The 1,937-nt window shown below is 50.8% G+C and carries 3 protein-coding genes; all 3 read right to left on the reverse strand.

Features of this window, described 5'->3' with window-relative positions; translation table 11 throughout:
• Window positions 1-229, reverse strand: a 229-nt coding sequence (locus AACY31_RS28605; RefSeq protein ID WP_339483828.1) for a PAAR domain-containing protein, incomplete at its 3' end; no start/stop codon positions are given.
• 24 nt (window positions 230-253) lie between these two features.
• Window positions 254-805 (reverse strand): Imm15 family immunity protein, encoded by a 552-nt coding sequence (locus AACY31_RS28610; protein ID WP_339505627.1) that lies wholly within the window; start codon window positions 803-805, stop codon window positions 254-256.
• On the reverse strand, window positions 784-1,937 hold a 1,154-nt coding region (locus AACY31_RS28615), incomplete at its 5' end, for an RHS repeat domain-containing protein (protein ID WP_339505628.1). The genes AACY31_RS28610 and AACY31_RS28615, both read right to left, overlap by 22 nt.

A 1,937-nucleotide genomic window follows, 5' to 3' on the forward strand; every position in this document is an offset into this window, starting at 1 on the left:
TCAGGGTGGCGCCGCAGGTGGTCTTCATGCCATCCAAGGCTACGGGGATACCGTTGACGGAATAGGTGCTGCTGCCTTCGGCGATCGGGAAGGGGCCTTTGCATAAGGGGCACATCACCATGTGGCCTTTACCCGCCATCGGCTTGCCGTTGAGGTTGGTGTGGGGGATGGATTCGGTGACAACGCCGCCGTGGTCGGTGGTGTCGCCGAGGCGGATGATGGTTTTCATACAATCTTCACAATAGCTATACCGTTATACTTCATGAAATTGTTTGGGGATGGCATATATCCTTACGATATCCTCATTGCAAGCTTGGTCAAGAAATCTACTTTCGTAAAATATGAAGCTGTTTTTCAAGTTGCATCTTGAAAAGTGCTCTTGAATTTTTGCAAATTCGATAGATTTTTCATTGGGATTATTCTGTTTTAAGCGTGCTTTAAAATTGTTGTCTTCTTTTTGATTTGGATAGATGAATATGTTTGGAATGATGGGGCGATTTTCGCAAGCGTCACCAAAGTCTGTAAATGATATAGCGATGAATAGCTCGTCTTCTGTTATGTTTTTTGCTCGTGCTATAGTATTTATTGCATTTAACAGGAATACTGAAAAGCCGATCAAAAAGTCTGTAGTGTTGCTTTTTCCTAAGGATTCTGAGAGTAGATCTGCTCTGCTGTACCTTGATATGAGTGGGATTTCCTCGAAGCTATCATGGCTTTCAAAGAATACATCCATGTCGTTGTATGGTTCTTGACTGATTATAAATTTGTATAGGTCTGTAAGTTTCATTTTTTCGGTATTTCCCATCCGTGATTATTTGGCCAGTCGATTGTTTTATTGGAGAAGGTTACATCGCCCTTTCCTTTGTCATGAATTGTCCCATCAAGATTGTAGCCTGACCCGCATGGGCAATGTGCATGCCACTGACTGTTGGGTACGCTCTGTTCCGGTCCGTCAATTCGTACAATTTCAGGCGGCGCTTGCTCTCTTTTAACTTTATTTTGAGCTTGTTTTGGGGTTCCGCCTGATCCGCCTTTCTTTTTGGCGAGGCCAAGTGGATCGATCCACTCCACCGGATTTGGCGCATAGGCATACACATTCAAGTCACCCGCAAACCCAATAGGGTCCTTGCCAATAAACCGCCCCACCTGCGGATCATAGTACCGATACCGGTTGTAGTGCAGCCCGGTTTCCACATCGAAGTACTGCCCTTGAAAGCGCAACGAATTGCGGATGTCCGCCCGTTTGGCGGTCTCGCTGCGTTGCTCCTTGGCCAGGCCCCAGGCTTTGTAGACCCCGGCCCAGGCGATGTCGCCGTGCTCGTCGGTCAGTTCCATCGGCGTGCCAAGGTGGTCGCATTGGTACCAGGCCACGGTGCTGAAGGTCACAGGTGTGGGCTTGTGCTGCCACACCGGATCGCGGTCGATGTCGTAAGCGCCTTCATAGACCGGTTCGGGCAGCAGTTGGATACTGCGTTGCTCTACTGCCTGCGCCACTGGTACAAAACCGCCCGGTTCAAAAAAGTAGTGGGTCAGGCGTTCGCTCTTATCATTGTTACGGCTCTCAAAAGCCAACACATCGCCGTCCCAGCCATAGATGGTGTAGCCGCAGCCGTACTGTTCGTCGAGCTTGGCCCGCTCCATCTTGTTCCACATCGGCCCGGCTTCACGGCGGTCGTGGTACTTGGCTTTGGACAGCTTGAACAGGCGGCGGCCCAGCGCGTCGTAGGCAAAGCTGACGGTCAGTCGGTCATCTGCGTAGCCGATCAGACGGTCGTACAAATCCCAGGTGAACTGGGATTTCTTGCCGTTATGCAGGCGTTCCTTGAGGTTGCCGCGCTCGTCGTAGCTGTAGTGGGTGCCGACATAGTTACGCAGCAGGTTGTCTAGCAGCTTGGTTGGGCCGTATTGATTGGGACGGCGCGGTGCCTGCGGGTCCA

Source organism: Pseudomonas sp. RL_105y_Pfl2_101, assembly GCF_963970585.1.
In the GTDB taxonomy this organism is placed as follows: Bacteria; Pseudomonadota; Gammaproteobacteria; order Pseudomonadales; family Pseudomonadaceae; genus Aquipseudomonas.

Coding starts and splice junctions, on each gene's coding strand:
- AACY31_RS28610 (WP_339505627.1), bottom strand. CDS start 805: ATGGGAAATACCGAAAAAATGAAACTTACAGACCTATACAAATTTATA.